Here is a 26,444-nt window from a genome sequence, read left to right as displayed (position 1 = left end):
AGGCGACGAACCGACATCGGTCATGTAATTTCCCCTACGCGCTGGCCGCGAATCGCAGAAACTCGGAAAAGCCAGTGTGACCATAAGAATGACTGCCCTTGATCTATTCAAGCATCTATTCAAGCGGGAAAACGCCAAAACCGCAATTTGTGACGCAAACCGAGTACCTTAATCGCGATTGGAACCAAAAGTTCCGACCGTTGGCCGAACTTTTCTGAAGAACGACAGAGCCGGCCCTGATCGCCCGGTCCTCGCGCTCGCATGGAACATTGACTGCCCCCGCGCGTTTCGGGCGGGGGCAGGATCGGTGATGGTTAAGAAATCAGAACAACCCAAACGGGGCATCGTCGAGAGCCCGCACGATTGTCGGCCGGTCGCTGGCGGCGTGGTCGACTACGCCATTTGGATGCTCGGCTCCGATGGCCGGGTCATCAACTGGAACAAGGGCGCCGAGCGCATCACGGGCTATCCGGCCAAGGCGATCCTCGGCCAGCACTTCTCGGTCTTCTATCCTGCCGAAGACCGCGCATCCGGCGTTCCGGAGAGAGCGCTGCAGATGGCGCGGAAGGAGAAGCACTCAGCGGCCGAAGGCTGGTCCGTCCGCAAGGACGGGTCGCAATTCTACGCCGCTGTGGTCATCGATCCGATCTACGAGAAGCGCAAGCTCGTCGGCTACACAATGGTCACCCGCGACATCACCGAGCGGCATCAGGCGCGCGCGGATCTCGAGGCCAGCGAAAGCCAGTTCCGCCTGCTGGTGAGCAATGTCACCGACTATGCGCTCTATATGCTGACGCCGGCCGGCATCGTCGCCAATTGGAACGCCGGCGGCGAGCGCATCAAGGGCTATTCGCCCGGCGAAATCATCGGCCAGCACTTCTCGCGGTTCTATACGCCGGCCGACCAGGCTGCCGGCAAGCCCGCCCATGCGCTCAAGATCGCGGAAGAGACCGGGCATTACGTGGAGGAAGGCTGGCGGGTCCGCAAGGACGGTTCGTTCTTCTGGGCGAGCGTCGTGATTCATCCGATCCGCGATACCGACGGCAGCCTGGTCGGCTTCGCCAAGATCACCCGGGATATTTCCGAGCGGCGCGACGCGCATCAGAAGCTCGAACAGGTGCAGCGTCAGCTTGCGGAATCGCAAAAGATGGATGCGCTCGGCCAACTGACCGGCGGCGTCGCGCACGACTTCAACAACCTGCTGATGATCATCTCCGGCAATCTGCACCGGATCAAGCGCGAGGTGACGAGCGAACGGGGCACGCTTGCACTCGCCGCGATCGAAACCGCATCCGAGCGTGCCGCGTCCCTGACCAGGCAGCTCCTCACCTTCGCGCGTCGGCAGGTCAATCCGCAGACCATCAGCGTCGCTGACAGGATCGCCGCGGTGCGAGAGGTTTTGACCAGCGCGCTCGGCGGCGCGATCAAGCTGAACATGGAGATCGGACCGGATCTCTGGCCGATCTTCGTCGATCCGACGGAATTTGAGACCGCGCTGATCAACCTCGTGGTCAATGCCCGGGATGCGATGACCTGCGGCGGCACGCTGACCGTCGCGGCGCGCAATGTCCCGGAAGCCGCCCAGGTGGTCGTCAGCATTACCGACACCGGCGAAGGCATTCCCGACGATGTCATGAACAAGGTCTTTGATCCCTTCTTCACCACCAAGCCGATCGGCAAAGGGACCGGCCTTGGGCTGTCCCAGGTTCACGGCTTCGCGCACCAGGCGGACGGACGGGTCGAGATTACGAGTGCGCTCGGCAAGGGCACGACGGTCAGCATCTATCTGCCGCGGGGGACCGCGGCCGCAAAGCGCACCGCCACGGGGCACAGCACGCCCGGCTTGGCCACGATCCTGCTGATCGAGGACAATCCTGCCGTCGCCGATGCGAGCACGGGCCTGCTCGAACAGCTCGGCTACACCGTGCGCTGGGCCCCGAACGCGGAGGCCGCCTTGTCGGAGATCGACGCCAACGGAATCGATGTGGTGTTCAGCGACATCGTCATGCCCGGCAGGATTGATGGACTGAAGCTGGCGCGCACGATCCGGGACAGAAAGCCCGAGCTGCCGATCCTGCTGACGACAGGCTACAGCGCGAGCGCGCGCGACGTGAGGTCCGACTTTCCGGTGTTGCGCAAGCCGTACCACATCCACGACCTCAGCCGCGAACTCGCAAAGTTGACGGGGCACGGCGTCGGCAGCGCGAAGAGCGGGCCATCCGGCAACGCTTCGAGCGAGTTCGATGCCGCCGCGCATGACGTCGCGGCAAGACCAAAGGCGAAAGCCCGCTCCTAGTTCAAAATCGAACGGCTAGCGTTCCGCCGGCCAGCTTCGCCGCACCAATTGCACCCGCTCGATACGGCTGCATTGCTCGCAGCGGTACTGAAGAATATCCCTGCCCTCGCTGCCCGGATGGCTGCTCTCGAGCCGCATCGTCCTGATGCAGCTGATGCAGGAGATCAGCGTCAGCAGTGGACTGCGATCGTCATTCATCGATGCCCGCGGTGGCGCGGTCGGATCGGCGATCATGGCGCTGGGCGATGCTATGGTATTGGCTCTCACCACAAGAAAATGCAGATCCTGCGGTCCGGGTTCCTTCCTTGAAACCTGATTTGGGCCTGAGCCGGTGTTCGAGGCTCCCCTCTTTGGGCGAACCGCCGGATCACACCCGGGCGTTGCTGTGACCGGGCGTAGGCTTCGCCTTGTCCTTGTCCCCCTTGACCTTCGTGCCGGCGCGGTCCTCGAAGCTCCGGGTGAGCCGCTCCCGGACCGTGGGGAGACGCTCGCCGCCGCCGGCGGCTTTCCACCGGCCGACCAGTTGGGCCACTTCGGCTCGCATCGCCATCAGCCGGTACGATGCTTCACTGCAATCGAGGTCGCGGTTGACCTGATCCCGGATCGACGCCTCGATCAGAGTCATCTCAGCTCGCAACGTGCTGATCTTGCGCCGAATTTCATTGATCTTATTGTCCATGCTCTGTTAGAACAAAAATAGAACATATTGTCAAGTCACGATCCAGCAAGCGAGGCAAGCAATGAGCGTGGCAGCGGTAAGATATGGTGGGGTTGCAGAGCGGCTTGGCGGGCTGATGACCCGTGCCCAGGCGCTGCGGTTGAGGAGCCTTGCCGAGGAGGCCTATCAGCCGAACCAGTACGCGCGCGACCTGACGTCCGAGGAAGCCGAACGGCGCATCGACGCGCTGAAGGCGGAGATCGCGCTAGCGGATTCTTTCTGAACCGTCCGCTCCAGCCAGGCCGGACGTCCCCTTAAGGCTTTGATATAGCGGCGCAGCTAGGTCTGTTCCTGGTATTGCTGCTTTGTCTTATTGCTGCTTGGTCCTGGGGGAGCCTGACGTGCTGGAGCTGGAGAAGCGGTCGCCGCTTGCGTTCCCGATTACGCTGAAGGACGGGCGAACGCTCGCGACGGTCGGCGACGCCGCGGACTACCTGTCCGCGCTGAACCTGGATCAGCGCGAGCGCGGCTACTGGAAGACGGCGATCATGATGTTCAACAACGCCATGCGCGAGCCGGGCTATCTGAAGATCGCAACCATGAACCTCCGGTCTGCGCTCGTGTATGACCGCCTGGTCGATGACGTTGGCCCGTGATTGTGGTGCCGCGGCTACAGCCGAATCGGCGGTGGTTGCGTAAGGCGCTGTTCGTTATGGCCGCAAACAAGGTAACGGCGGTACACGCGACGGCCGGGTGCGCAATGCGCTTCAGCCGCACTCTCGGGCCGCCTTGGAGGGCCAATGGAACACCAAGGCGGCTCATTTTCTTTTCAAAGCAGTTTCGCGCGGACGAACAGCATCCGCAACGCGTTGGTCGCTTGCACCGTCAGCATGGCGTTACCGGCCGCTCTCTCGAGCGCAACCAATGCCTCGTCATGCAGCGAGCGGAACTCCATCCATTCGACGGCGCTGAGATTGCTGATGAAGCTATAGGCCTGGCCGACGGTCGCGAGCGTCACCGTCTCGCCGTTCAGCCGCACCTTGAACGTCGCCTTCAGCGGCGTGTCGGATTTGGATACGTCACCCATGGCGGGGTTGTGCGCCGCGCCGCGTTAATGTCAATCTAATTTCTCTGCGTCCGCCTCGGCGCGTCGGCCCCAATGAATCGCAATGTCTGTTAGCGTTTCGTGGGGGTGATTCGTGACTGATCTTGCCAACACAGCCTATCTCGATGCGCTCAATGCCGAGCAGCGCCGCGCTGTCGAGCACGGGGTCGGCAAGGATTGCATCATCGGCGCGCCGCTGTTGGTGATCGCGGGCGCGGGGTCCGGCAAGACCAACACCCTCGCCCATCGCGTCGCGCATCTGATCGTCGCTGGCGCCGATCCGCGCCGCATCCTGTTGATGACCTTTTCGCGGCGCGCCGCCGCCGAGATGGCCGGCCGCGTCGAGCGCATTGCGCGCCGCGTGCTCGGCGATCGCGCCTCGGTCATGACCGACGCGCTGAGTTGGGCCGGCACGTTCCACGGCATCGGCGCGCGGCTGCTGCGCGAATTCGCCGAGCGTATCGGCCTCGACCCGGCCTTCACGATCCATGACCGCGAGGATTCCGCCGACCTGATCAATCTGGTCCGCCACGATCTCGGGTTCTCCCGCACCGAAAGCCGGTTCCCCACCAAGGGTACCTGCGTTGCGATCTATTCGCGCTGCGTGAACGCGGAGATGCCGATCGAAGCCGTGCTCGGCCAGTTCTTCCCATGGTGCTCCGGCTGGGCCAGTGAATTGAAACAGCTGTTCGGGGCCTATGTCGAAGCCAAGCAGCGGCAGAACGTGCTCGATTACGACAACCTCCTGCTCTACTGGGCGCAGATGGTGACGGACACTGCGCTGGCCGAGGAGATCGGCGGCCGCTTCGACCATGTGATGGTCGACGAATATCAGGACACTAACCGCCTGCAGTCCTCGATCCTGCTCGCACTCAAGCCCGCGGGACGCGGGCTCGCCGTGGTCGGCGACGACGCGCAGTCGATCTATTCGTTCCGCGCCGCCACCGTGCGCAACATCCTCGACTTCCCGGCCCAGTTCAGCCCGGCCGCCGAGATCGTCACGCTCGACCGCAACTATCGCTCGACGCAGCCGATCCTGTCGGCCGCCAATGGCGTGATCTCGCTCGCCAAGGAACGCTTCACCAAGAACCTGTGGACCGACCGGACCTCGACCCGCAAGCCGCTGCTCGTCACGATCCGCGACGAGGCCGATCAGGCCCGTTACATCGTCGAGCAGGTGCTGGCCAATCGCGAGGAAGGCACCCTGTTGAAGCACCAGGCGGTGCTGTTCCGCACCTCCTCGCACAGCGGACCGCTGGAGGTCGAACTGACCCGCCGCAACATTCCGTTCGTGAAATTCGGCGGCCTCAAATTCCTCGACGCAGCGCATGTCAAGGACATGCTGGCGCTGCTGCGCTTCGCCGCCAATCCACGCGACCGGGTTGCAGGTTTTCGCATCCTGCATCTGTTGCCCGGCGTCGGACCGACCTCGGCGCAGCGGGTGCTCGACCGCATGACCGAGGCCGCCGATCCGATTGCTGCGCTCGTCGCACTGCCCGCTCCGCCCCGCGCCGGTGCGGACTGGCGGCTGTTCGTGGAGGCCATCGAGAACCTCCGCTACTCGGAATGGCCCGTCGACATCGAACGCGCCCGCCTTTGGTACGAACCGCATCTCGATCGCATCCACGAGGACAGCGAGGTACGCCGCGCCGATCTCATTCAGCTCGAGCAGATCGCCGCCGGCTACCCGTCACGCGAGCGTTTTCTCACCGAGCTCACGCTCGATCCACCCGATGCGACCAGCGACCAGGCTGGCGTGCCGCTGCTCGATGAGGATTATCTGATCCTGTCGACGGTCCATTCCGCCAAGGGCCAGGAATGGAAATCCGTCTATGTGCTCAATGTCGTCGATGGCTGCATGCCCTCCGACCTCGGCGCCGGCACGTCGGCCGAACTCGAGGAGGAGCGCCGCCTGCTCTATGTCGCGATGACCCGCGCCAAGGACGATCTGCATCTGCTGGTACCGCAGCGCTTCTTCGTCCACGGCCAGGCGGCCAAGGGCGACCGCCACATGTATGCCTCGCGCACCCGCTTCATCCCGGAACGACTGCTGCCGATGTTCGAGCGGACCACCTGGCCGCGCGCCGCGGCCGCGCAGGCACCCGCGGCCAACCGCGCGCCGCCGATCGACATCGGCGCCCGGATGCGCGGCATGTGGCGCTGACGCCGGTTCGAAGCTTTTCATCCGGGCTGGAACCAAGCCGCCGACCTTGCGTTGAGGCGGCGTTCGTAATCGGCAAACGACCATCCCCGACGGCTTCGGCGCGCAGTTGCACGCTCGAGCCGTCTTTTTTTGCGCCGCGTCAATTCACGCGAAAGCCAATTCACGCAGGAAATAATGTGACGGGCTGGTCGAAGCCCTTCAGGGTGTAATCGGCACCGGCTGCCGTGATCATGTCGCGGGTTCGATCCCGCACGGCCGTCGTCACAAGGATCTCGCCTGACCTGGCGGCCGCCTGCACGCGTGCCGCGCGATTGACCACCGTGCCGACTGCCGTCAGGTCGCGGTGGGCCTGGCCGAACTCACCGAAATTGGTGTCACCGCTATCCATTCCGATTCCGATGCCGATCTCGATGTCGCCGGCGCCGATCGCCCGCACCAGCGCATCGTGCCTGTCGCGAAAACTGCGCTGGATCTGGCGCGCCGCGAGCAAGGCCTGCACGGCATGATCGTCGCGCCGCACCGGGAAATTGAAGATCGCGAACACGGCATCGCCGATGGTCTTGTTGAGGATGCCGTCATAGCGCCAGATCGCGGCGGCGCAGTCGTCGTAGAACGCGTCGAGCAGCGAGGTCAGCCCATCCTGCGCGATGGTCTGCGTCAGCGTGGTGTAGCCGCGCAGATCGGCGAACAGGATGGTGGCGTCGATGGTCACGGCGCGCGCCTTCATGATCTTCGAGAAGGCCATCTCGCAGATCGTGCATGTGTTCGGGTTCATGCGGCTCGGCCGGACGCCGAACAGACGGAACGGCGCCGCCAAGGGACCGCGCAACGGGATCGGCATATGCAGATTTTGCCAGCAGCCAAGGCAGATCGTTGCAGGTTCCGGAGTCATCGGCGGATCACCTGCTGTTCCAGCAACGAAACCCGGGCTCCTTGGCATGCTGGTTCATGGGCGTCCCCAATCGAGATTGCCGCGCTCAGGCGGTCGCCACGAAACTCACTCCAATTCGCGTCTTCTTGCTCCAGATCACCTGACACTCATAGACGACAGAGGCGTCGCGGGCCATCACCAGCCGGAATCTGTGTGGGACGAAGGCCGGATTCTCGACCTCGATGGCCGCCCCTTCCGGCGAGATGTTCACGATCGTGCAATGCATGACCGAACCGCCCGACGAGACATAGCCGGGTTCATTGACCTCGGTTCGCGGATGCTTACGCTTTTCGTCCACCCGGCCTCCCCAAATGTTCTTCACGCAAACGTGGGCGATCGGCATTGCAGGAGTCAACGGCTCCGGCGGCTCGCATCGGGCTTTCGCACCACCATTTGTGCGCAGCAGTACGCCGAACCGCTTATCGCGACAATGCAGATGAGCCCCGCGTCGGCGCGGGCTTGTCGTTCGCGCTGGCGCGAGGATAGCCTCATCCTATGGGCGATGCGCTGGCGCAACGCACGCTCCGGGGAACAATGAACAGGCGCCATGGGGAGACGCGCCATGTTCGAGATTCTCGATCGCCGGACGACTCTGACCGGCAACCAGATCAAGATCCTTGCGGCGGCCATCATCGGCGATGCGCTGGAATTCTTCGACTACTTCCTGATCGGCTTCGTGCTCGCGTTCCTGATCGGACCATGGAAGCTCACCTTCGGCCAGTCGGCCACCGTGCTGATGAGTTCCGGCATCGGCGCCATCCTTGGCGCCTACCTCTGGGGCTGGCTCGCCGACCGGGTCGGTCGACGTATCGTCTTCATCGGCACGGTGCTGAACTTCTCGATCGCGACCGGCCTGCTCTATTTCACGCCCGATAACGGCTGGGTCTATCTGGCGATCCTGCGCTTCTTCGTCGGCACCGGCGTTGGCGGTCTTTATTGTGTCGACCTGCCGCTGGTGCAGGAGTTCATGCCCTCGCACAAGCGCGGCTGGGTCGGCGGCCTCGTCACCTGCGTGATCCCGCTCGGCGTCGGCCTCGGCGCCGTGCTCGGAGCCGTCATGGGAACCGATCAGTGGCGGCTGTTGTTTGCGATCGGCGTGCTGCCGTCGGTCCTGGTGCTGCTGGTCCGGATCTGGGTTCCGGAGTCGCCGCGCTGGCTGTGCCGGCAAGGACGCTATGACGAAGCCCGCAAGTCGCTGGCCTGGGCGCTGCAGGTGCCGCCGTCGGAGCTGCCGCTGCCGAGCGCGGCCGACGCCGGTCCGATCGTCACGACGAGCTGGTTCGATCTGTTCAAATATCCGCGCAGCCTGATCGTCTCCTGGCTCGGCAATGCCGGCGCGCAAACCGGCGTCTACGGCATCACGCTATGGGCGCCCGCACTGTTCGTGCTGCTGCTGAAGGTGACGCCGCAGGAAGCCGCCAAGATGATGATCCTGCTCAGCATCACCGGCTTCCTCGGCCGCATCTCGTTCTCCTGGTTCTCTGAACTGCTCGGACGGCGTGTTGCCGGCGGCCTGCTCGGCTTCGGCGCCGGCGCGCTGACGATCATTGCCGGCTACCACTACGATGCGACTTTGTTCGGCATGTCGGCGTTCTGGCTGCTGCTGGCCGCCGCCTTCTTCTTCGCCGACGGCGGCTTTGCGATCGTCGGTCCCTACGCGGCTGAGGTCTGGCCGTCGCATCTGCGCACCACGGGGATGGGGTCGGCCTATGGCTTCGGCGGCATTGGCAAGATCATCGGGCCGGTCGGGCTTGCGCTGATCGTCGGTTCGAACAACTACCTCAAGCCCGATGTGCCACTGACCCAGATCCCGACCGCCTTTGTCTATCTCGGCTGCTGGTTCCTGATGGCGGGGGCCGTCTATTTGTTCTTCGGGCTCGAGACCCGGGGCAAATCGATCGAGCAGATCGACAAGGAGCTCAACGCGACGGCCGATGTCGCGGCCTCCGCAACGATCCGGCGCGCCTGAGGGAGGCGAACATGAATGTGACTGCTGCGGACCTTATCGGTGATCGCGACGTGATCGCCCGCGCCGAGGCGATCAGGGACGCGGTGGCGGCCGCCTCCAACGATATTGAAACGACGCGCCGCCTGCCGCCCGACCTGCTCGACCGGCTGCATGAGGCGCGGCTGTTCCGCTTGCTGCTGCCGCGTTCAAGCAACGGGATCGAGACCGATCCCGTCACCTTCTTCCATGCCATCGAGACCATCGCCAAGGCGGATGCCTCGACGGCGTGGTGCCTGAGCCAGGCCGGCGGCTGCGCGATGTCGGCGGCCTATCTCGACCTGCCGGTCGCGCAGGAAGTGTTTGCCGACCCGCGTGCCGTGCTGGCCTGGGGCCCCGGCCCGAAGGTCAAGGCGATCGAGTGCGAGGGCGGCTACCGCGTCACCGGGGTCTGGTCGTTTGCCTCGGGCGGGCGGCACGCCACCTGGCTCGGCGCGCACTGCCCGGTCTATGCCGCGGACGGCTCGCCGCGCCGGGATGCCAATGGCGAGCAGGTCGAGCGCACCATGCTGGTGCGGACCGAAGACGTCGCATGGACCGACATCTGGAACACGGTCGGATTGCGCGGTACCGCCAGCGACCAGTTCGCGCTCGACGATTTCTTCGTCCGCGCGGACCATTCGATCACCCGCGAATTCGACCGCGAGTGCCGCGAGGACGGCCCGCTGTACCGGATGAGCAACCACACCTGCTACCAGATCGGCTTTGCCGGGGTCGCCTGCGGCATTGCCCGCAGCGCGCTCGACAATTTCGTCGACGTCGCCCGCAACAAGGTGCCGCGCGGCATGAAGAAGACGCTGCGGGACAATGCCGTGGTGCAGTCCGGCCTCGCCCAGGCCGAGGTCAATCTGCGCGCCGCCCGCGCCTTCCTGCTGCAGTCGATGGCCGACATCTGGAAGGATCTGGTTGCCGGCCACAGCATCACGGTGGCACAGCGCATGACGATCCGGATGGCGGCCACGCATGCCATCCACAAGGCGCGGGAGGCGGTCGATTTCGCCTACAACACCGCCGGCGCCACCGCGATCTTCGACGGCCATCCGCTGGAGCGGCGCTTCCGCGACATCCACACCGTGACGCAGCAATTGCAGGGCCGCTTCAGTCATTTCGAGACGGTCGGCGCCTGGATGCTGGGCGTCGATGCCGACCTCAGCTTCGTTTAACCCGATTTCTCAAGGAGAAGAACCATGCCATTGGGTGGACTACAGCATTACACCATCGAGCCGCAGGATCTGGAGAAGACCAAGGCGTTCTATTGCGATGTGCTCGGGCTTGAGAACGGCGAACGGCCGCCGCTCGATTTCCCCGGCTACTGGCTCTATTCCGGCGGTCAGGCCACCGTCCATCTGATGGGCACCCGCAAGCCCCGCGACGGCATCGTGGTGCGCGGCACCGAGAAGAAATATGAGGACACCGGCCGCCTCGACCATATCGCCTTTGCCGCCAGCGACGTCGAAGCCGTGCGCAAGCGCCTGCAGTCGAAGAACGTCACCTTCCGTGAGCAGATCGTGCCGCGCACCGGTGACACCCAGATATTCCTCTACGATCCCGACGGCGTCGGTGTGGAGCTGAACTTCCCGAAGAGCTAAGCGCCGGCGTTTTGCGGATCGCTGATTGCCGGGCAGAGCCGTCCGAAGGACATCGTCGCTTTGCCGCGCCGATGTCCCGGTCTTTGACGGCTCAATCCGCGCTGGCCTCAGGCGCTGTGGATGGTTCCCGACAAGGCCCTGACTCGGCCATCACTCGGGCGTGATCCGGTCCGTTTTTCTTCAACATTGAATGACGAATTAACCGGGCCGCGCCGCTGCGGCAGAATAGCCGGGTGCTGCGCCTTTAACCTACCCCAGGGCTTGGTGGCCCGGCTATTCGTCCCCACTTGGCCGGCGAGATTTCCTCAGTCGAGCCCGCGTTCGTGGCTCAGGCGGACCATTTCGTTGATGAAGATTTGTTTCTGCTTGTCGTCGAGGCTGGCAAACAGCGGCTCGGCGGCGTCGGCCACGCCGCGCTGATCGACCGCCCGGTCATTGAGGAACTGGGCCTCGTTGCGCATCTGCTCGATGATGTCATCCGGCGGATCGCGCTGCGCCCGCGCGATGCGCAGGTTGAGTTGGTCGGCGCCGTTGTGGCCGAGATAGTGCATCGCACTATCGAAGCCGGCCCAATTCTTCTCCTGCTCCGGCGTCAGGTTGAGCTCCTTCTTGATCCGTTCGATGTCGGCGTCGCTGTTCGCGACGATCTGTTCGGCCGTCAGCTGCGGCGCGCCGGCCTGGGTCAGCACGGTCGGCGCTTGCTTCGCGCCCTTGTCCTTGGCGGCGGCCTTGGCCGACTTGGAGGCCTTGGCGCCGGCCGCCGCGCCCTGGGCGTTCTTGCCGCTGCCGGCATTGGGGTTGTTGCCATTGTTGCCGGTCAACACCCCGGTCACGCCGGTCACCACCCCGACAACGCCGCCGATGGCTCCGCCGAGAACGCCGCCGACCGGCCCGGCAGCCTTGTTGCCCTCGCGCGCCCCCTTTTCGACGCCCTGCACGATCTGCGCATCGACCATATGAGGCACTGCGAGCAACGTGACGGTGGCGGCCCCAACCGCGGCGCACAATCTCCATTGTGCGCGCAGCTTCGCTACCGGGATGAGCATGATCGGGTCTCCGTGATCGGTGGTGGATTGCGGAATTGATGCGGGAGTAGGTTCGACAAATCCGGACTTTAGCGTTTCCGGCTTCAGCAAGTCTATCGGCCGCGCCGGGCATCAACATGGCGGAACAGAGTTCGCTGAGGCTTGACCGGAAAGCTGCGGCTCAACGGCGCACCGTCTGCGACCTTGTCTGCGTCGCCGCCCGCGTGCGTCGCAGCATGATCGCAAGACGCACGGCAAACCGCCGGCAACTGCAGTGATGCGAACGGCACTGCCTGCTATTTGACCACAACGTTAGTTCTAGTTGGCATCAGCATCTCGTTTCTCGACAGATGCCGGCAATTCTGTTCTGATCGGTTTCAACGCAATCCCGCGACGTCGCGCAAACGCGACGCACAAAAAAGAACAACGGGATTCAAAAAGTCTTTTGTCCGTCGGCTACCAGGGAGGGAATGCCATGTCACGGAAGAAGCTCTCGCGCCGAGAATTCGTCGCAGCGACAGCGCTGTCATCGGCCGCGCTGATTACAGCCCCCTACGTGCGTGGCGCCTATGCAGCCGGAAAGCTCTCGATGGGCTTCTGGGATCACTGGGTGCCCGGCGCGAACAGTGCGTCCACCGAGCTGGTCAATGAATGGGCTGCCAAGGAGAAGGTCGAGGTCCAGATCGACTACATCACCAGCCAGGGCAACAAGAACATCGTCACCATCGCCGCCGAGGCGCAGGCGAAATCCGGTCACGATATTTTCCAGATGCCGACATGGTGGCCGCAGGCCAACGCCGAGTTGCTCGAGCCGGTCAACGACATCATGGATCCGCTCCTCAAGCTGAACGGCGATGTCAACGGCACGGTGAAATATCTCGGCCAGGCCGGCGGCAAATGGCTCGGCGTTCCCGCCAGCGTCGGGAGCCAGATCAAGGGTCCCTGCTCACGCATCGACCTGATGAAGAAACACGCCAACATCGACGTGCAGGAGATGTATCCGGTCGGAAGCGAGCCGAAAGCCGATAACTGGACCCTCGATACGTTCCTCAAGGCGGCTGAAGCCTGCCACAAGGCCGGATTCCCGTTCGGTATCGGCCTCGGCGAAACCAGCGACAGCGTCGACACCGCCGGCGCGATCTTCCAGTCGTTCGGCGCGCAGCTGGTCGATGCGAAGGGCAATCTCACCGTCAAGACCGACGCGGTGCGCCAGGCCCTCGACTACTACAAGAAGCTGCTCGCCTTCCTGCCGCCCGATGTGTCGGCATGGGACGACGCTTCCAACAACAAGTGGCTGGTCGCCGGCAAGGGCGCGATGATCCTGAATCCGCCGAGCGCGTGGGCGGTCGCCAAGCGCGATGCTCCGCAAGTCGCCGAGCAGTGCTGGACGCACGGGTTCCCGGCCGGGCCGAAGGGACGCTTCGCGCCCTATCTGCCGTTCTTCTGGTCGATCTGGTCGTTCTCGAAGAACAAGGAGGCGGCCAAGAGCCTGCTGACGCACCTGTCGCAACCTGCATCGATCGAGAAGATGGTGGTCGCAAGCGGTGGCTATGACCTGCCGGCCTACGAAAAGCTCACGACGTTGAAGGTCTGGGCGGAGCAAACGCCGCCAAAGGGGACGCTCTACCACTATCCGAACCCCTACAAGCACCAGACGCTGTCGATTGCGGCCTCGCCCGCGCCGCCCAAGATCGCGCAGCAGATCTATCTTCCAGGCCACGCTGACCAAGATGTGCCTGCGGTACTACCAGGGTGAAAGCATGGAAAAGACGCTCGCCTGGGCCGAGGGCGAGTGCGAAGGCTTCATGCGAAGCTGACGACAAGCGAGGTCTCGCGCGACCACCCGTAATGTCGGCTGGCGCGAGGTCCCGTCTTCACATCCCAGCCGCCGAACCGGCGAGCTGTGCAACCAACCCGCGCGAGGGACCTGCGTTATGGTTGATGTCGCATTCCAATCCAACCGCGCAGCCGCTGCCCAGACGGGACGAAGGCGCGTCGGCCTGCGCAACGCGCTGCGGCGCAAGTCGATGGCCGCGTTCCTGATGACCTTGCCGCTGATCCTCCTGATCGCGATCCTGGTGCTCTACCCAGCCCTCTACTCCTTGCACCTTGCAACGCTGAACAAGGCGATGACGAAGTTCGTCGGGTTCGGCAATTTCGAGTTCCTGTTCAAGCGCGACACCTTCTGGCTGGTGGTCAAGCAATCCTGCATTTTCGCGATCTCGGCGGTGATCTTCAAAGCCCTGATCGGCTTCATCGTCGCGCATTTCGTGCACAACGTACCCGCCAACAAGCAGCGCAAGTGGCGCGGCATGCTGCTGGTGCCATGGGTAATCCCGCCGGCGATGAGCACGCTGGCGTGGCTCTGGCTGTTCGACCCCTCCTACAGCGCCTTCAACTACACGCTTTCCTTCTTCGGCATCGGGCCGATCCCGTGGACCGGCGATGCGATGTGGGCGCGCTTCTCGGTGATCGCTGTCAACGTCTGGTACGGCGCGCCGTTCTTCATGATCATGTATCTGGCGGCGTTGAAATCGGTACCCGACCAGCTTTATGAGGCGGCCGCGATCGACGGCGCCAATTGGTGGCAACGCATCTGGTACGTGACCCTGCCGATGATGCGCAACATCATCGCGATCACGACGCTGTTCTCGCTGATCGTGACCTTCGCCAATTTCGACATCGTGCGCATCCTGACCGCGGGCGGGCCGCTCGACCACACCCATATCTTCGCCACCTGGGCGTTCCGCGTCGGCATCGAGGGCAGTGATGTGCCGCTCGGCGCCAGCGTTTCGCTGTTCATGGTGCCGATCCTCGCGGTCGCGGCGATCTTCATCCTGCGCGACATCACCAAACGCGGGAACGAAGCCTGATGAGCTCGCTGACGATCGACAAGTCCGGACCGACCCGCAAGGTCAAGTACGGAAGCATGAGCCGCGACCGCGCCTGGGCGCTACGCTGGTCCTATTTCTTCCTGGTGCTGTTTGCGATCTTCTCGCTGACGCCGCCGATCTACATGCTGATCACCTCGCTGAAGAGCAGCGCCGAGATCTCGGCCGCGACCAATCCGTGGTGGGTCTATCATCCGACACTCAGCAACTACATTGAGCTGCTGACCTCGAACCAGTTCCTGCGCTTCTTCTGGAATTCGGCCTGGGTCTCGATCATCGTGGTCACCATCACGATGCTGATCAGCGTGCCGGCGGCCTTCGCGCTGGCGCGGATGAAATTCTGGGGCTCGGCGACGCTCGCGACCGGCGTGTTCCTCACCTATCTCATTCCGGACAGCCTGCTGTTCATTCCGCTGTTCAAGATGTTCGCCGTGTTCGGCGACTGGACCGGCATCCAGCTGGTCAATCGCTGGTACGTGCTGCTGTTCATCTACCCGACGCTGACGGTACCGTTCTGCACCTGGATCATGATCGGCTATTTCGCCTCGATCCCGAAGGAGCTCGACGAGGCGGCGATCATCGACGGCGCGAGCTGGTTCCAGACGCTGACCCGGATCTTCATCCCGGTCGCGCTGCCCGGCCTGATCGCGGCCACGATCTTTGCCTTCACCGTCTCCTGGGCTCAGTTCCTCTATCCGCTGGTGTTCACGACCTCGACCGATCAGCTGGTGCTGCCGGTCGGCATCATCACGACCCTGATCAAGGGTGACGTCTTCAACTGGGGACAGATCATGACCGGCGCCCTGCTCGGCGCCGCGCCGCCGCTGATCATTTACGCCTTCCTGATGGACTACTACATTGCCGGCCTGACCGCCGGTGCGACAAAGGGTTGAACTTATGGCTGATGTCAGTTTGCGGAAGGTTGTGAAGCGTTACGACGAGGTCGAGGCGGTGCGCGGCATCGACCTTGATATCGCAGACCATGAGTTCGTGGTGCTGGTCGGGCCGAGCGGCTGTGGCAAGTCGACGACGCTGCGGATGATCGCCGGCCTCGAGGACATTTCCGACGGCGACATCATGATCGGCGGCGACGTCGTCAACGACGTGCCGCCGAAGGACCGCGACATCGCGATGGTGTTCCAGAACTATGCGCTCTATCCGCATATGACCGTTGCCGAGAACATGTCGTTCGGTCTGCGGCTGAAGCACTATCCCAAGGCGGAGATCAAGAGCCGGGTCACCGAGGCCGCCCGCATGCTCGACATCACCGATCTGATCGACCGCAAGCCGAAGCAGCTTTCCGGCGGCCAGCGCCAGCGCGTCGCGATGGGACGGGCGATCGTGCGCAATCCGAAGGTGTTCCTGTTCGACGAGCCGCTGTCCAACCTCGACGCCAAGCTGCGCGTGCAGATGCGGATCGAGATCAAGAAGGTGCACCAGAAGGTCCGCACCACGACCGTCTACGTCACCCACGACCAGGTCGAGGCGATGACGCTCGCCGACCGCGTCGTGGTGATGAATCACGGCAGGATCGAGCAGATCGGCACGCCCAACGAGCTCTACCACAAGCCGGCGACCCGGTTCGTCGCAAGCTTCATCGGCTCGCCCGCGATGAATTTCGTGCCCTGTCGGCTCGAGGACACCGGCGGCAAGCTCAACGTGCGGCTGACCGATCGCCTCGCCTTCGCGCTGCCGCCGGCACGCGTCGCCCGCTACCAGGCTCTCCCCCGCACCGACAAGCTGTTGCTGGGCATCCGGCCCGAGCACGTCATGGAGGCGCGGCCGCATGCCGAACCGGGCATCGAGCCGTTCGACGCGATGCTCGACGTCACCGAGCCGATGGGGATGGAGACCCTGGTCTATTTCACGCTGGAGGGCACCCAGGTCTGCGGCCGGGTCAATCCCAATGCCGGTGCGCAGGATGGCAGCCCGCTCCGATTGGCTGTGGACCTCAACAATATGCATTTGCTAAACGAGGTGACCGGCGTCGTCCTTTGACGGCGCACAAGAAACCTCAAGGGCAGGAAATGGCCACCAACAAGAAGAAGATTTTCGTCACCCAGACATTGTCACCGGGGGCACGGGTGCTCCTCAACGAGCGGGATGACGTAGAACTCATCGAATTTCCCAACCTGATCTCCGCCAAGGACTTTCAGACCATGCTCGAGCAGCATGCGCCGGTCCATGGCGTGGCGCTCGGCGCAACCCGCTTCGGCGAGGCGGAGCTGGAGGCGTCCAAGGGCATGATGGTGGTGACCCGGATCGGTGTCGGCTATGACGCCGTCGACGTTCCGGCGCTGTCGCGCCGCAAGGTGCCGCTGATGGTCGCAGGCACGGCGAACTCGCCGTCGGTCGCCGAACAAGCTGTGTTCATGATGCTGACGCTGGCCAAGCGCGCGCAGGAAATGCACACGATGGTCAAGGACGGCACCTGGGCGAGCCGGCTCGGCGTGCTGCCGTTCGACCTCTACGGCAAGACCGTCCTGATCGTTGGCTTCGGCCGCATCGGCACTCGCACCGCCAAGCGCTGCCTCGCCATGGAAATGAACGTGCTGGTCTACGATCCCTATAAACCCGCCAGCGAGATCACCGCGGCCGGCTGCGAGGCCGTGCCGAGCCTCGAAGCGGCGCTGCCGCGGGCGGATTTCGTCACGATCCACTGCCCGAAGAATCCCGAAACGGTCGGGCTGTTCAACGCCGCGCGGATCAGGCTGATGAAGCCGACCGCCTATCTCATCAACACCGCCCGCGGCGGCATCGTCGACGAGACGGCGCTGCACGACGCGCTGGTGTCGGGCAAGCTCGCCGGTGCCGGCCTCGACGTGTTCGAGGTCGAGCCACCGCCGGTCGGCCAGCCCCTGCACGCTTTGCCCAACGTGATCATGGCGCCGCACGTCGCGGGCGTCACGGTCGAGGCCGTCGATCGCATGAGCGAGCAGACCGCACGCAATATCCTGAGCGTGCTGGATGGCAATCCGCTGCGCCAGAACGTGATCAACCAGGACGTCCTCGGCTGAGCTTTCAGCCTTCCTCGTTTGCGCCGCGGCCGATCCGAAAGGATCGGCCCGGCGACGCGGAGTACCCACATGGCTTTCAAGGAATTCGGCAACTACGATGCGGTCGGTCTCGCCGAGCTCGTCCGCAACAAGGACGTGACGCCGAAGGAGCTGCTCGGCGAGGCGATCGCACGCACCGCCGCCGTCGATCCGAAGATCAACGCTGTCGTCGTCAAGCATTACGACTACGCCGAACGGCAGATCGCCAAGGGATTGCCTGACGGCCCGTTCACCGGCGTGCCGTTCCTGCTGAAGGACCTCGATCTGCTCGAGGGCACACGCACCACGTCGGGTGCCAGCCTGCTGAAGGAGTTCGTCGCCGATCACAACGGCACGCTGGCCCAGCGCTTCCTCGACGCCGGGCTTGCCATCTTCGGCAAGAGCTCGAGCCCGGAATTCGGCCTGATGCCGACGACCGAATCCCGCCTGTTCGGCCCCACCCGCAATCCCTGGAATCTCGACCATTCCTCCGGCGGCTCGTCCGGCGGCGCTGGGGCTGCGGTCGCGGCCCGCATCCTGCCCGTCGCGCATGCCAGCGACGGCGGCGGGTCGATCCGGATCCCCGCCTCCGCGTCCGGCGTGTTCGGCATGAAGCCGACGCGCGCCCGCAACCCCTGCGGGCCCGATCGCGGCGAAGGCTGGGGCGGCTTCTCGGTCGGCCATGTGCTCAGCATCAGCGTCCGCGACAGCGCGGTGATGATGGATGCGATCCACGGCGCTGAGCCATCGAGCCTCTATGTCGCGCCGCCGCCGGAGCGACCGTTCTCGCAGGAAGTCGGCCGCGATCCCGGCCATTTGCGCATATGCTTCACCGACAAGTCGCCCTATGGCGATGCGATCGATCCCGAGATCGCCGCGGCGGTGCGCGACATAGCCAAGCTGCTGGCGGGGCTCGGCCATCACGTCGAGGAGCGCGCGCCGCCGCTAGCGGCCGATCCCGCCGCGGTCATGACGACCATCGTCGGCGGCAACACGGCGCTGACGATCCGTCTGCTCGAGCAGCGCGTTGGGCGCACCCTGACGTCGGACGATGTCGAGCGGCTGACGCTCGCCAGCGCCCAGAATGCGACCAAGATGAACCCGGCCGACTACGTGGCCGCGCAGCTTGCAGCGTTCCAGATCTCGCGCGCGCTTGCGACCTTCTTCGAAGGTTGCGACATCTTCCTCAGCCCGACGCTGTGCGCGCCGCCGCTCCGCCTCGGCGAGCTGAACACGATGTCCGAGGACCTCGGCCACATCGCGCCGGTGCTGCGCCGCTACATGCCGGGCACCTCGATGTTCAACATGTCCGGACAGCCGGCGATGTCGGTGCCGCTGGCCTGGAACAAGGCCGGTCTGCCGCTCGGCATGATGTTCGCGGCCAAGCTCGGCGAGGAAGGACTACTGTTCCGCCTGGCCGGCCAGCTCGAACAGGTCCGCCCCTGGAAGGACCGGCGTCCGCCGGTTTGTGCCTAGCGAGGCTTTCAAGCGAGGCGGATCCCGCTTCGCCTCACGACTGCGCGCCAGAACCGCCGGGGCTGACAAACGATAGTCAGATCAGGTAGATAGGGAGTGCGTCGGCACGATTTCGCGCGCCGTCAGCCTGGGAGACCAAACCGTGAATGACCCGACCGACAATGCGCTGGCCGCAATCGCGAGCATTCTCGACCAGACGACCACACCTCCCGAGACGTCCAAACCAACCGACAAGACGGCGGACAAGCCAGTTGAGCCCGCAGCGGAGCCGCCGGCGTCCATAGCGATGCCGCCGCCTTTGCCGCCGTCCATCCAGGTCGAGTCCATCGCGGCCGTGTCCGTCGAGGCCGCGCCTGCCGAGCAGACGGCGGTCGAGCCGCCGCCGATCGAGGATCCCGAACTGGTCGAACAGTCTGAGCCAGGTAAAGCTGAAGCAGGCGAACCGGAGCCAAGCGAACCGGAGCCGAGCGAGCCGGAAGTGGAGCCGGAGCCGATCCAGCCGCCGCCCCAACCGATCGAGGCCAATGGCTATTCCAAGTCCGGCCCGGGACCGATGGCCGCGCTGCGCTTCCGCTGGACGGTGCGCCAGGACGGTGCCCAATATTATGTCGACGAGACCGTCGGCGAGGCATCGACCCCGCTCGTCAACGGCCCGATGGAGCGGGACGCCGCGATCAAATTCGTCGACGATCGCGAGGCCCACGCGCGGCGGCGTTTCGAGCATTTCAAGCACGAAATGCTCAGCCGCACTGCGAGCGTCGTTCAGGTGAGCAAGGACAGCAACGAAGCCTGAGACGCGATACGTGCCCTTCGGGCATCGCAATCAAATGCGGATGGAGAAGACCTCGATGTTTCGCTGGCTGGCCGGCCTCGCTCTCGCTTTGCTCCTGTCCGCCGCGCACGCGCAGCAGGCGCCGTCCCGGCTCGATGAGATCGTCAAGCGCGGCATCCTGCGCGTCGGCATGACCGGCGACTATTTGCCCTTCACCTATCTCGACAAGGAGACCAAGGCCTTCCGCGGCTTCGATGTCGACATGGCGCAGTCACTCGGCAAGGCGCTCGGCGTCAAGGTCGAGTTCGTGCCGACGTCGTGGCCGCAGATGACCAGGGATTTCGAGGCCGACGATTTCGACATCGCGATGGGCGGCGTCTCCATCACCTTCGACCGGCAGAAGAAGGGTCTGTTCTCGACGCCGATCATGCGCGAGGGCAAGACGCCGATCGCGCGCTGTGCCGACAAGGGCAAGTTTGAGACGATCGCCGAGATCGACAAACCGGGCACCCAAATCATCGTCAATCCCGGCGGCACCAATGAGCGCTTCGCGCGCGCCCATGTGAAAACCGCCGAGATCCGGGTCTTCAACGACAACACCAAGATCTTCGACGAGATCGCCAAGGGCGACGCCGACCTGATGATGACCGATGCGTCCGAGACGCGCTATCAGCAGAAGCTGCATCCCGGCGTGCTGTGCGCCGTGCATCCCGACAAGCCGTTCGACTTCGCGGAAAAGGCCTACTGGATGCAGCGCGACGTCGCCTTGAAGGCCTTCGTCGACCAATGGCTTCACATCGCGCGCGAAGATGGCAGCTACGCGAAGATCTACGCCGCGTGGTTCGAATAGCTGCGTCACGCGCATCACTTGAAGCGCACGGCCTGAAACCAGACCGCAATCCAGCGATTTGAACCTAGGCAGCGAGGATACGACTCATGTTCTGACCGTGATCTGGGACACGTTCAACGAGGTGGTCACCGGATAGCCTTGCGAACGGGTTCCCTGCACCGGAGGTCGGGATGAGAAAACTACTGGCGATCGCCACGCTCGTACTGGCGAGCACGGCCGCAGCGCAGGCGCAGTACACATTCGATTACGGCGGCCGCACGATTCGAATCGATCCTAATCGCGGCACGGTTTCGATCCCCGGCGTCTACGACAATACTCCCCGCCGTACCAAGCGCACCAAAAGCGAGGACACTGAGCAGAAGCGCAAGGCTCCGAAGGAAGCCAACACGGACGCCAAGTCGGACATTAAGTCGGACACTAAGACGAATTCCCAGGCCGCGCCGCCCAGCGCGCCCGCAGCGGCTGCTCCGCCAGCCGCCGATCAGGCCGTCGTCCCGCCGGCGCCTGCCGCAACAACGACAGATCCGGCCGGCACGGGTGTTGCGGCCACGCCGCCTTCAGCTACAACCGCGACCACATCGCCGCCGCCCGCGCCGCCAGCCGTCCAGCAAACTGCTGCGCCGGCCGCAAAGCCCACCACCGCTCCAACGGTTGGTGCCGCCTCGCCGAGCGCTCCAGCGCCGAAGCCGCTCGCCAATCCCGTGCAAGCAGCGAATTCGCCGCTCGGCGTCTGGCTCACCGAAGAGAAGGAGGGCAAAATCCGCATCGAGCAATGTGGTGCCAATCTCTGTGGCTACGCCGTCGATAAGAAATCGAACGCCAACGGCGAACAGGTTCTGATCAACATGAAGCCGGGCAAGGACAAATGGAGCGGCCGCATCTTCGATCCGAACAGCGGCAGCACCTACGATTCCACCATCGCGATGAAGAGCCCGGACACGCTGCGCGTCCAGGGCTGTGCGTTCGGCGGCATGTTCTGCGGCGGCCAGACCTGGACGCGGGTGAATTGATCGGCCGGGATTTCCCACTGCGCGTGAGACCGTCCCGGATTGCGCTCCGCTCCAGCCGGGCTACGGTCTCATAAAATCAAAAGCCCCGCCTGATAAGCGGGGCTTTCATCTTGCGGACTGCTACGGCTGCTCAGCCGACCTTGCCGTTGTATTCCTCGTCGGTGACGTGCTCCATCCAGGTCGAATAGACGCCATCGAGCGCCTCCTGCATGGCGATATGGGTCATGCTGTTGTCCGGCGAGGCCCCATGCCAGTGCTTCTCGTTCGGCGGAATCCAGACGACATCGCCGGGACGGATCTCCCTGATCGGGCCGCCCTTGGCCTGCACGCGCCCGATGCCCGAGATCACATACAGCGTCTGTCCGAGCGGATGGGTGTGCCAGGCGGTGCGTGCGCCGGGCTCGAACGAGACGCGCGAGGCGTTGAGCCGCGCCGGCGCAGGCGCCATGTTGATCGGGTCCTGCAGCACGGTGCCGGTAAAGTTCTCCTTCGGCGCGCGGCGGGTCGGCCGCGAGCCGGAAACGTGGATGTCCATGGGGTTACCTCCCTTTCTCGACGTTATTTCTTGGTCGCAGCGTAGCGCGCCTTGGTCTCGGCATTCATCGGATACAGGCCGGGCAGCTGGGCGCCATTGTTCACCTCGTTGACGATCCAGGCTTCCATCCGTTCCTGCTCTGGCCCCTCGGCCAGCACGTGATCGAGGAACGCCTGCGGGATCAGCACCGCGCCGTCCTGGTCGGCCACCACCACGTCGTTCGGGAATACGGCAACGCCGCCGCAGCCGATCGGTTCGCCCCAGCCGACGAAGGTCAGACCTGCGACTGACGGCGGAGCCGCGTAGCCGTCGCACCACACCGGCAGGCCGGTGCCGAGCACGCCCTCGACGTCGCGCACCACGCCGTCGGTGATCAGCGCCGTCACCCCGCGCTTGACCATGCGGGCGCAGAGGATGTCGCCGAAAATGCCGGCATCGGTGATGCCCATGGCATCGACCACGGCAATGCAGCCCGCCGGCATCGCCTCGATCGCGGTGCGGGTCGAGATCGGCGACGACCAGGATTCCGGCGTCGCCAGATCCTCACGGGCCGGCACGAAACGCAGCGTGAAGGCCGGTCCGACCAGCCGCTTCTGCCCGGGCTTCAAGGGCTTGGTGCCGCGCATCCAGATGTTGCGCAGGCCCTTCTTGAGCAGGACGGTGGTGATGGTGGCGGTGGACACGTGCGACAGCGTCGCGATCGCTTCGGCGGACAGTGACATCTGGAAAGCTTGCTCCGATGGGAGGAAAAGACCGGCGCATGTTGCCGGGCAAAGGCCTTGCGTCAAGGGCTGCGCGAAAAAGCTGCGATCATCCAAATTTATCGCCGGCATGCCGATTAATTTATTGAAGTTGCTGCATCATTTTGCACGAAGCGAATTCCGTTTTATCCCGAAACACGCTAGCTTGATGGCTGACGACAGCGCTTGACCCAATGGCCGAACCCTTAAGTCCTCCCCGCCTTTTGCCGAGTGGCGACAGCGCCATCACGGTGGAATTCAGCCGCACCATCGACGACGCCGCCAACCGGCGGGTGCTGGCGCTCGACCACGTGATATCCGCCGAGCCGATCGCCGGCATCACCGAGACCGTGCCGACCTACCGGTCGCTGCTGGTGCATTACGACCCCGTGCAGATCGGCTTCGATGCGCTCGGGGAGCAACTGCTCGCACGCGCCGCCAAGGCGCCGCCGACCGAGACCGGAACGCGGCGCTGGCGCATCCCGGTGACCTATGGCGGCGAGCACGGCATCGATCTCGAGGACGTCGCGAAGGCGCTCAAAACCACGCCCGACCAGATCGTGGCACGCCATGTCGCCGGCGACTATCGCGTCGCCATGATCGGCTTCACGCCGGGCTGGTCCTATCTCAGCGGACTGGAGAAGTTCCTGCATATGCCCCGGCGCAAGGATCCGCGGCTCCTGACCCCGGCCGGCACCATTTCGATCGGCGGCATCCAGACCGGCGTGCAGTGCCTGGCCGGCCCGAGCGGCTGGCATCTGCTCGGCCGCACCCCGGTGCGGACCTACCAGTTGCATCGCGATCCGACCTTCCTGCTGGAGCCGGGCGACGCCATCACCTTCACCGCGATCGACGCCAAGACCTTTGCCGAACAGGACCGCGCCGCCGAGGCCGGCGAGTTCGTCGCCGAACTGGTGACGCCATGAGCAAGCTCGTCGTCACCTCGATCGGCCCGGCAAGCTCGGTGCAGGACGCTGGTCGTCCGGGCTCGCAGCGCTACGGTCTCGTGCCGAGCGGCGCGATGGACCGGCTTTCGCTGGCGGCCGCCAACACGCTGGTCGGCAACGACCTGTTCGCCGCCGCGGTCGAGATCGGCCCGTTCGGCGCCAGCTTCACCGCGCGCGGGGGCGCGGTGCGCGTCGCCCTCGCCGGCGCGTCGCGCAATGCGGATATCGGCGGCCGGCCGGTCGCGTTCGACAGCTCGGCGACGCTTGCCGAAGGTGAGACGCTCACTCTCGGCTTCGCGCGCGGCGGCTCGTTCAGCTATCTCGCGATCGAGCACGGCATCGAAGGCGAGCCGATGTTCGGCAGCCTCGCCGTCAACGCCCGCGCCGGGCTCGGCAGCCCCCACCCGCGGCCGCTGCAAAGCGGCGACGAGTTGACGACGCAGGCTGCAAGCGGCGCGCCCGAGCGCCGCATCGAATTGCCGGCCGCGACCGATGCGCCGATCCGCATCCTGTTCGGCCCCCAGGACGACGAGTTCGCCGAGGACCACAAGGAGCTGTTGGTCGACAGCGAGTGGAAGATCTCGGCGACCAGCGACCGCATGGGCTATCGCCTCGAAGGTCCCGCCATCAAGCATCTCGACGGCCACAACATCGTCTCCGACGGCACCGTGAACGGCAGCATCCAGGTGCCCGGCAACGGGCAGCCGATCGTGCTGATGCCGGACCGCGGCACCAGCGGCGGCTATCCGAAGATCGCAACCGTGATCACGGCCGATTTCGGCCGCTTCGCGCAGATCTCGGCCGGCCGGCCGTTCCGCTTCAAGGCGGTGACGATGGCGGAAGCGCAGGCCGAGGCGATCAAGTTCCACGAGCTGCTGCGTTCCCTGCCCGACCGCCTCCGTGGCATTGAGGATTTTGGCCTCAACATCGAAGCGCTGCGGGATGCGAATGTCGCGGGTCAGGCCGTCAACGCCGTCGATGTGTCGACCTGGCAAGTTGCGCTACCCTGAATCTGTACAACAACAGACGGATCGATCGTCATGACCTCAACCATCGACCTCAATTGCGATCTCGGCGAAAGCTTTGGCCCCTGGGAAATGGGCAATGATGCCGCGATGATCGAGCTTGCGACCTCGGTCAACGTCGCCTGCGGCTTTCATGCCGGCGACGCCGACATCATGCGCAAGACGGTCGAGCTGGCGAAGGCGCGCGGCGTCAGCGTCGGCGCCCATCCCGGCTATCGCGACCTGCACGGCTTTGGCCGCCGTCCGATACCGGGACTGACGTCCTCGGAGATCGAGAACCTGATCGCCTATCAGATCGGCGCTTTGCAGGCGATCGCGACCGCGGCCGGCCACAAGGTCACCCATGTGAAGGCGCATGGCGCGATTTCCAACGTCGCCTGCGAGGACGACATGACTGCAAGGGCGATCGCCAATGCGATCAAGGCGGTCGATCCGAGCCTCGTGTTCGTGGTGCTGGCGAATTCGAAACTGGTGCGTGCCGGCGAGGCTGCCAATCTGCGCATGGCGCATGAGGTGTTCGCCGATCGCGCCTATGAGGACGACGGCAACCTGGTGTCGCGCAAGAAGCCCGGCGCGGTGCTGCACGATCCCAAGGCGATTGCCGATCGTGTGGTGCGGATGGTGCAGGACGGCGCGGTCGTCTCGGTCACCGGCAAGGTGATCAAGATGCAGACCGATACCGTCTGCATCCATGGCGACACGCGTGGCGCCGTCGAGATCGCGCGCGGCCTGCGCGAGGCGCTGAAGCAGGCGGGCATCACCGTTGCGCCGTTCAAGACCGCGTACTAAGCCGCGATTGCATTGATCAAAAAAAGGGCCGGCCGCCGCGCCGGCCCTTTTAGATTCCGTTAAGAGTCTTCTTAAACCCAAACTTGCCGTTTGATTGTTAGGTGCAGCTTCCGAGCCTTTGATTGTCCTCTTAGGAAATTGGGTACGAAAGCATGTTCCGCACCAGCCTCTCTCTCACCATTGCCGCGGTTGCCACCGCCGCCTTCACCAGCGCGGCATCCGCCGGCTGCTACAGCTGCTATACGCCGCCGCCCCAGCCCTGCACGACCTGCTATCAGGTGCAGACCGTGCCGCCGCAGTATCGCACGGTGCAGGAAACCGTGATGGTGTCGCCGGGCCGCGTCGTCGCGCATCGCACGCCGGCACAGTATCGCACCGTGATGGTGCCGAGGACGGTGATGGTCGCGCCCGAAGGCGTCGCCTATGAGCGCATTCCGCCGCAATACGCCACCCAGGAGCGCGTGCAGATGGTCTCGCCGGGCTATTCCTACTACGCGCCAGTTCAACCGACCTGCAGCACCTGCGGTGGCGGCTACGGATATGGTCGCGGCTACGGCTACTGAGCTGTCAGCACATAGCCAACACAAAGCCGCCGCCTGAG

The 26,444-nt window shown here is 64.5% G+C and carries 27 protein-coding genes and 1 pseudogene; 20 read left to right on the top strand and 8 right to left on the bottom strand.

All coding sequences use genetic code 11. From position 1 onward, the window contains the following. Positions 1-310 precede the first annotated feature (310 nt). Positions 311-2,296, top strand: coding sequence for a PAS domain S-box protein (locus tag ACSKB9_RS03230; protein ID WP_438071639.1), 1,986 nt, complete (start codon positions 311-313; stop codon positions 2,294-2,296). 15 nt (positions 2,297-2,311) lie between these two features. Here the strand turns inward: ACSKB9_RS03230 and ACSKB9_RS03225 are convergent, their stop codons facing one another. Together ACSKB9_RS03225 and ACSKB9_RS03220 are read right to left on the bottom strand one after the other, a co-directional pair. Then, entirely contained in the window at positions 2,312-2,494 is a 183-nt protein-coding gene (locus tag ACSKB9_RS03225; protein WP_225646739.1) for a hypothetical protein, read from the bottom strand. 169 nt (positions 2,495-2,663) lie between these two features. Beyond that, a complete protein-coding gene (locus ACSKB9_RS03220) occupies positions 2,664-2,975 on the bottom strand; it encodes a hypothetical protein (protein WP_438071637.1) in 312 nt (103 codons plus the stop codon). Between the two features lie 61 nt (positions 2,976-3,036). On the opposite strand from ACSKB9_RS03220, the gene ACSKB9_RS03215 reads away from it, so the two are divergent. Then, positions 3,037-3,237: a DUF3072 domain-containing protein gene (locus ACSKB9_RS03215; protein WP_026192767.1), complete on the top strand. Its 201-nt coding sequence runs from the start codon at positions 3,037-3,039 to the stop codon at positions 3,235-3,237. Positions 3,238-3,355: 118 nt separating this feature from the next. Further along, the gene (locus ACSKB9_RS03210) at positions 3,356-3,610 is read left to right on the top strand and encodes a hypothetical protein (RefSeq protein WP_225164411.1); all 255 of its coding nucleotides are present in this window, start codon (positions 3,356-3,358) and stop codon (positions 3,608-3,610) included. A 173-nt stretch (positions 3,611-3,783) separates the two neighbouring features. Here ACSKB9_RS03210 and ACSKB9_RS03205 read toward each other — a convergent pair whose 3' ends face one another. Next, complete coding sequence (locus tag ACSKB9_RS03205; protein WP_057018676.1) at positions 3,784-4,041, bottom strand: hypothetical protein; 258 nt, start codon at positions 4,039-4,041, stop codon at positions 3,784-3,786. A 112-nt stretch (positions 4,042-4,153) separates the two neighbouring features. Between ACSKB9_RS03205 and ACSKB9_RS03200 the strand changes: the two genes are divergently transcribed. Then, positions 4,154-6,223 carry an ATP-dependent helicase gene (locus ACSKB9_RS03200; protein ID WP_438071634.1) on the top strand — a complete coding sequence of 690 codons (2,070 nt, stop codon included), beginning with the start codon at positions 4,154-4,156 and terminating at the stop codon, positions 6,221-6,223. 160 nt (positions 6,224-6,383) lie between these two features. Here the strand turns inward: ACSKB9_RS03200 and ACSKB9_RS03195 are convergent, their stop codons facing one another. Together ACSKB9_RS03195 and ACSKB9_RS03190 are read right to left on the bottom strand one after the other, a co-directional pair. After that, positions 6,384-7,115, bottom strand: coding sequence for an adenylate/guanylate cyclase domain-containing protein (locus tag ACSKB9_RS03195; protein WP_438071632.1), 732 nt, complete (start codon positions 7,113-7,115; stop codon positions 6,384-6,386). An 85-nt stretch (positions 7,116-7,200) separates the two neighbouring features. After that, on the bottom strand, positions 7,201-7,497 hold the full coding sequence (locus tag ACSKB9_RS03190; RefSeq protein ID WP_249794477.1) for a PilZ domain-containing protein: 297 nt from the start codon (positions 7,495-7,497) through the stop codon (positions 7,201-7,203). A 219-nt stretch (positions 7,498-7,716) separates the two neighbouring features. On the opposite strand from ACSKB9_RS03190, the gene ACSKB9_RS03185 reads away from it, so the two are divergent. The 3 genes from ACSKB9_RS03185 to ACSKB9_RS03175 are packed head-to-tail and all read left to right on the top strand — an operon-like array spanning position 7,717 to position 10,748. Next, on the top strand, positions 7,717-9,123 hold the full coding sequence (locus ACSKB9_RS03185; RefSeq protein ID WP_092084732.1) for an MFS transporter: 1,407 nt from the start codon (positions 7,717-7,719) through the stop codon (positions 9,121-9,123). 11 nt (positions 9,124-9,134) lie between these two features. After that, positions 9,135-10,322, top strand: coding sequence for an acyl-CoA dehydrogenase family protein (locus tag ACSKB9_RS03180; RefSeq protein ID WP_141342397.1), 1,188 nt, complete (start codon positions 9,135-9,137; stop codon positions 10,320-10,322). Between the two features lie 24 nt (positions 10,323-10,346). Then, a complete protein-coding gene (locus ACSKB9_RS03175) occupies positions 10,347-10,748 on the top strand; it encodes a VOC family protein (protein ID WP_141342398.1) in 402 nt (133 codons plus the stop codon). Positions 10,749-11,053: 305 nt separating this feature from the next. Here ACSKB9_RS03175 and ACSKB9_RS03170 read toward each other — a convergent pair whose 3' ends face one another. Further along, positions 11,054-11,794 (bottom strand): Spy/CpxP family protein refolding chaperone, encoded by a 741-nt coding sequence (locus ACSKB9_RS03170; RefSeq protein WP_438071629.1) that lies wholly within the window; start codon positions 11,792-11,794, stop codon positions 11,054-11,056. Positions 11,795-12,248: 454 nt separating this feature from the next. On the opposite strand from ACSKB9_RS03170, the pseudogene ACSKB9_RS03165 reads away from it, so the two are divergent. The 9 genes and pseudogenes from ACSKB9_RS03165 (at position 12,249) to ACSKB9_RS03125 (ending at position 21,807) form a co-directional block, all read left to right on the top strand. Then, a pseudogene (locus tag ACSKB9_RS03165) lies at positions 12,249-13,590 on the top strand (ABC transporter substrate-binding protein). 117 nt (positions 13,591-13,707) lie between these two features. Further along, positions 13,708-14,646, top strand: a complete 939-nt coding sequence (locus ACSKB9_RS03160) for a carbohydrate ABC transporter permease (protein WP_438071628.1) — start codon at positions 13,708-13,710, stop codon at positions 14,644-14,646. Beyond that, positions 14,646-15,557: a carbohydrate ABC transporter permease gene (locus ACSKB9_RS03155; RefSeq protein WP_016847559.1), complete on the top strand. Its 912-nt coding sequence runs from the start codon at positions 14,646-14,648 to the stop codon at positions 15,555-15,557. Before ACSKB9_RS03160 ends, ACSKB9_RS03155 begins: the two co-directional genes overlap by 1 nt. 4 nt (positions 15,558-15,561) lie before the next feature. Then, a complete protein-coding gene (locus ACSKB9_RS03150; RefSeq protein WP_438071626.1) occupies positions 15,562-16,662 on the top strand; it encodes an ABC transporter ATP-binding protein in 1,101 nt (366 codons plus the stop codon). 29 nt (positions 16,663-16,691) lie between these two features. Continuing rightward, on the top strand, positions 16,692-17,681 hold the full coding sequence (locus ACSKB9_RS03145) for a hydroxyacid dehydrogenase (protein ID WP_438071624.1): 990 nt from the start codon (positions 16,692-16,694) through the stop codon (positions 17,679-17,681). Positions 17,682-17,750: 69 nt separating this feature from the next. Then, positions 17,751-19,175 carry an amidase gene (locus tag ACSKB9_RS03140; protein ID WP_438071623.1) on the top strand — a complete coding sequence of 475 codons (1,425 nt, stop codon included), beginning with the start codon at positions 17,751-17,753 and terminating at the stop codon, positions 19,173-19,175. 142 nt (positions 19,176-19,317) lie between these two features. Next, positions 19,318-19,968 carry a hypothetical protein gene (locus ACSKB9_RS03135; protein WP_438071621.1) on the top strand — a complete coding sequence of 217 codons (651 nt, stop codon included), beginning with the start codon at positions 19,318-19,320 and terminating at the stop codon, positions 19,966-19,968. A gap of 55 nt (positions 19,969-20,023) precedes the next feature. Further along, a complete protein-coding gene (locus ACSKB9_RS03130; protein WP_438071620.1) occupies positions 20,024-20,797 on the top strand; it encodes a transporter substrate-binding domain-containing protein in 774 nt (257 codons plus the stop codon). A gap of 170 nt (positions 20,798-20,967) precedes the next feature. Continuing rightward, a complete protein-coding gene (locus ACSKB9_RS03125) occupies positions 20,968-21,807 on the top strand; it encodes a DUF2147 domain-containing protein (protein ID WP_438071618.1) in 840 nt (279 codons plus the stop codon). A gap of 130 nt (positions 21,808-21,937) precedes the next feature. On the opposite strand, the gene ACSKB9_RS03120 is transcribed toward ACSKB9_RS03125, so the two are convergent. Both ACSKB9_RS03120 and ACSKB9_RS03115 read right to left on the bottom strand, forming a co-directional pair. Continuing rightward, positions 21,938-22,342 (bottom strand): (R)-mandelonitrile lyase, encoded by a 405-nt coding sequence (locus ACSKB9_RS03120; RefSeq protein WP_016847553.1) that lies wholly within the window; start codon positions 22,340-22,342, stop codon positions 21,938-21,940. Positions 22,343-22,365: 23 nt separating this feature from the next. Further along, the gene (locus ACSKB9_RS03115; RefSeq protein WP_028332032.1) at positions 22,366-23,064 is read right to left on the bottom strand and encodes a ribonuclease activity regulator RraA; all 699 of its coding nucleotides are present in this window, start codon (positions 23,062-23,064) and stop codon (positions 22,366-22,368) included. Between the two features lie 212 nt (positions 23,065-23,276). On the opposite strand from ACSKB9_RS03115, the gene pxpB reads away from it, so the two are divergent. The 4 genes from pxpB (at position 23,277) to ACSKB9_RS03095 (ending at position 26,406) form a co-directional block, all read left to right on the top strand. Continuing rightward, on the top strand, positions 23,277-24,008 hold the full coding sequence (gene pxpB, locus ACSKB9_RS03110; protein ID WP_438071616.1) for a 5-oxoprolinase subunit PxpB: 732 nt from the start codon (positions 23,277-23,279) through the stop codon (positions 24,006-24,008). Further along, on the top strand, positions 24,005-25,039 hold the full coding sequence (locus ACSKB9_RS03105) for a biotin-dependent carboxyltransferase family protein (RefSeq protein ID WP_438071614.1): 1,035 nt from the start codon (positions 24,005-24,007) through the stop codon (positions 25,037-25,039). Before pxpB ends, ACSKB9_RS03105 begins: the two co-directional genes overlap by 4 nt. Before the next feature lie 30 nt (positions 25,040-25,069). Beyond that, positions 25,070-25,843 carry a LamB/YcsF family protein gene (locus tag ACSKB9_RS03100; protein ID WP_438071612.1) on the top strand — a complete coding sequence of 258 codons (774 nt, stop codon included), beginning with the start codon at positions 25,070-25,072 and terminating at the stop codon, positions 25,841-25,843. Between the two features lie 152 nt (positions 25,844-25,995). Next, positions 25,996-26,406, top strand: coding sequence for a hypothetical protein (locus ACSKB9_RS03095; RefSeq protein ID WP_438071610.1), 411 nt, complete (start codon positions 25,996-25,998; stop codon positions 26,404-26,406). Positions 26,407-26,444 lie beyond the last annotated feature (38 nt).

Origin of the sequence: Bradyrhizobium sp. BR 1433 (genome assembly GCF_051547665.1) — a bacterium.
Classification (GTDB): domain Bacteria; phylum Pseudomonadota; class Alphaproteobacteria; order Rhizobiales; family Xanthobacteraceae; genus Bradyrhizobium; species Bradyrhizobium australafricanum.
The sequence above is the reverse complement of the archived record's forward strand: the minus strand, read 5'-3'. Positions and strand labels throughout refer to the sequence as shown.